This is a genomic window from uncultured Boseongicola sp. (genome assembly GCF_937988555.1).
Lineage (GTDB): Bacteria > Pseudomonadota > Alphaproteobacteria > Rhodobacterales > Rhodobacteraceae > Boseongicola.
Genome location: NZ_CALJXO010000240.1, coordinates 1 through 3,551 on the forward strand (window position 1 = coordinate 1; position 3,551 = coordinate 3,551).

Genomic DNA, 3,551 nt, shown 5'->3' on the forward strand with positions numbered 1-3,551 from the left:
CAAGTTCCCGAAGTGCCGCAGAATAAGGCCCCAGTTTCTCGGTAATAATCTCATCCGGAATGTACCCCTGCTTTTTCAGGAGTTTCCGCATAAGTTTAAGGGCCGCGCGCTTGTTCCGGCGAGATTGGGCCAGGACTTCAAGAACCTCGCCTTCATCGTCAACCGCGCGCCACAGGTATGTTCGCCGGCCACCAATTCGGACAAAGACCTCGACAAGATGCCAGGTTCCCGAAGGTCGAACTCTGCGTGACCTGACGTTAGCGGCAATTGCCGGACCGAACTTCAAGATCCAGCGGCGGATCGTTTCATAGCTGACATTGATCCCGCGTTCGGCCAGCATTTCCTCGACGTCGCGAAAGCTCAGCGGAAAGCGAAAGTAGAGCCAGACGGCTCGTTGGATTATCTATGGCGGAAATCGGTGGCGTGCGTAGGAAATCTTTCCCATTCAACGACAAATACCGGCCGTCAGGCCGATCGTCGAGTTTATGTGACAATGCCCCTACGATAGGCATTGGCGTTGAAGGTTAACATAACCGTACCCACCGATCCAGGTTAACATAAGGGAGCTTACGCGCCTGCAGCATTTCCTGCCAAAGCAGACGTTTAATCTGCGGTCCGTCAAGGTCGGCAATGCGAACCTTCCAGCTGTTCGTCGCGGCCTCAGAATCTCAGGGTTCGCGAGCGCAGCATTTGGCACTAAGGGCGGATTGCGGCCATTCGCTGCGGTTTGCACCAAGGTCCGCTGTGCGGATACCGTAGGCTGGATCACTTGGCTGACGCCACCATCGTGGCAAAGACAGGTCTTCACTCTACGTGAGGTGTGACAGGCCCACTTTCCAGAATTGGGAGTCCGTCCTGAGTTTACAGGTTCAGCGGTAGGGCAAGCTGAAGAACGAGAAGCTGTTCGTCTGGGTGACTATGCGTGATCCCGTCTCAGCCATAAGCGTTTGCATTGCTGAGCTGCCCGTCGGACACGCTACAAGATCGGCGGCATCATCAAGAAAGTCTACGGTGAATGCGCTTTCGCCGACAAGTTGGCATTCATCCGACGGGCTCCGGTAGCCGCGAACAAAGACGAGATCGGGGTCCGGTTCGCTGACCGCAACCTCAACCGGCGTCTCAATACATCCAGCGAGGAAAAGCGCCGCTGGCAAGATGGAGAAGGATGCCAATAGCTGCTTCAAGTGAATAGTTTTTGCCATTCTACTTCTCCCATTCCGCGGCTGTGCTACGCCAGATGCCATCTTCTGCGTCCCAGGCGCTTGCAGCGACACATGGGGTTGGATTGATCCCGCCGCATTGCGACCCGTGAACATCGGTGAGAAGAACACGGTTGGGACCAAGATCCACGACATCCCATCCCTGGTTGAGAAGAGAGCCAATGACGTCACCCACGAGGAAATGCGACATGCATCCGCCCGTTCCGCAATAGAGGGACACGGCCGACGAGCAGGCAAAGAGCACCTCGTTCAGCACCCAGTCAGGTCTCAGATCCCCGTCCAGATCCACACGCGCAACAGCGCCCCATTCCAATGCGAATTCGCCGTTCTCAAAGTCAGAGCAGGCTTGTTGCGCCTGATTGACCTTTTCTTGAAGCTGCGCCGGGAGCTCAGATATTTCTGAAGCACTGGCAGGTTGCGGCAATGTAAAAGCCGTCGCAAGCAACGCGCAGAAATGCATCCTGACAATCCAAACAAGGCTGGATGCGGCGCTCGATCTCGGCATCAGTTGCATTGGTCGTACCGATAATCGCCGAACTCCAGCCAGTTTTCCCTCCGGTTCCGGAAGATCAGAAATTCGGCCCGATCCTCCGCCAGTAGGGCAACAACGAAGTCCTTGACCGGTTCAGAGTTGCCGAAATAGCTGTAGGCGGTCATCGCTCGCTGGGTTTCGCCGTTCACGGTGACGCGCGCGTCCCATTCATCGCTAGCATTATTGAGGATCACGAACTCGATTTGGCGTTTGATCCCATCGCCGCCGCAATAGACCACGCCTTCTGGTGCCTCCATAGGCGCGGAGGTTTGGTCCAATGCACGACATTCGGCCCGGAGTGACTGGATGGCTGTACCTGATCCCTTAAGATCAAAAATGCCGTAGCTGACGTCTTGGTCTACCATCGACAGGTTCAGGGTGGCGTTTGCGGCAATCTGGTCGAGGACGAACGCATAATCCGCCTCGTCGCTGAACTGGATCTCGACAGGATAGTTGTCGACGATCTGTACGAACGAGTTTTCGCGTCCCATCTGAAAAGCAGCAACTTCTTGCGATCCGTTTATCAGAAAACGAAAGGAAAGGCCGTTCTTTCGTACGATATCCTGCGAATCCTCATACCCGGCCGGGGCGAACCTGATCCTGTCGCACTGCAACTCCAGCGTCATGTTGTTTGTCTGAATAAATGCATTTGGCAACGGGCTGCCGCTGAAGCCCCATTCGGCCAGTGCAGGGGCCGCCGACAGACAACACATCAGACACGCAGACCAGAAAGTGTTTTTCATTTTTAACTCCCAAGGTTCCTCGTACGAGGAGGCAATAATGGTTCTCCAGCATTGAGGTGCCAGTGAGTGGTCATGTAATCCTACGACGGTGCGCCATATTCATTCGTTCCTTCCTGTGAGGGTCGCGAAAGCCACCAGATCATCAAGACAGAAAGGACAAGTTGAATCGCGAACATGACCATCAAACCGGTTGCACCGAGAAAGGCTGCTGGTTCTCTCAAAGTCTCAGGGTCTTCAACGCCAGTTTCGAGCGCTGAAAAAACTGCAACCCCGGTCAGCAGCATGAACATCATTGCAATGCTGAAGGCCATTGGAAGCAAAAGATACCATCCAGGACGACCTGTATCATGTAATCTACGCCACCCCGCGGCGAGCATCGGAAGCAACATCGCCAGTTGGAAAACGGAGTTCAGCAAGTTCGATCCCTGTCCTGTTTCCGGATCAGCGCCAAAAAGGACCGTACTGAGTACCGCCAACCCGACGCTGACCAGGACTACGAACAGAACAAACCACCAGTACTCTGATCTCTGCGCGCGGCCCGAAAACACGATATACTTGGATAGGCAGGTCTTGACCGATTGCGTGAAACCCATTTTTAAACTCCTCGTGTTGCTCTCGCAGTCCTATTTTACGCCCTGAAAGTTTTACGAAAAACAGCGGCGATGCAAGTTTCATGTGCAAATGGGAAACCGAGCGGAAAATGATTTACTTCAAGCTGCGTGTCCCCAGAAGGGACGTGTTTTCTATGGTGGCAATGCTCCGTCTGCCAATGGACTAAAGAGGGACGATCTCCTTACGCTTCCAGATGAAGCCTTCGAGTCCAATCATGGGTTCATTCAATGGGCGTGGAAGTGGAAAAACTCTGGGGATCATGCCGCCCTGAGCTGTCCTGGTGAGAGCCTTCCATCTAGTACCGCAGCCCTGACAACCGCAACACGGTGCGCGCCTCTTGGGGACCATCTCATGCGTTGTTTCTTTCCCATGCGCACATTGGCGATCTCATTTACGAGGCCTTCTGCCCTTGACGTTGAGACTGCTTTCCCTTGCTGACGTCGA

Annotated in this window: 5 protein-coding genes and 1 pseudogene; all 6 read right to left on the reverse strand. The window is 54.3% G+C overall.

Annotated features, from left to right (window positions below; translation table 11 throughout):
• The coding region (locus Q1B15_RS14705) for an IS6 family transposase (RefSeq protein ID WP_299754876.1) at positions 1–403 on the reverse strand (403 nt) is incomplete at its 3' end.
• 466 nt (positions 404–869) lie between these two features.
• Positions 870–1,202, reverse strand: a complete 333-nt coding sequence (locus Q1B15_RS14710; protein ID WP_299754867.1) for a hypothetical protein — start codon at positions 1,200–1,202, stop codon at positions 870–872.
• Between the two features lies 1 nt (position 1,203).
• On the reverse strand, positions 1,204–1,680 hold the full coding sequence (locus Q1B15_RS14715) for a hypothetical protein (RefSeq protein ID WP_299754869.1): 477 nt from the start codon (positions 1,678–1,680) through the stop codon (positions 1,204–1,206).
• 694 nt (positions 1,681–2,374) lie between these two features.
• Positions 2,375–2,443 carry a hypothetical protein gene (locus Q1B15_RS23500; protein ID WP_121999230.1) on the reverse strand — a complete coding sequence of 23 codons (69 nt, stop codon included), beginning with the start codon at positions 2,441–2,443 and terminating at the stop codon, positions 2,375–2,377.
• 132 nt (positions 2,444–2,575) lie between these two features.
• A complete protein-coding gene (locus tag Q1B15_RS14725; RefSeq protein WP_299754874.1) occupies positions 2,576–3,088 on the reverse strand; it encodes a DUF805 domain-containing protein in 513 nt (170 codons plus the stop codon).
• A gap of 276 nt (positions 3,089–3,364) precedes the next feature.
• Positions 3,365–3,551 (reverse strand): annotated as a pseudogene (locus Q1B15_RS14730) (ISKra4 family transposase); the annotation flags it as partial.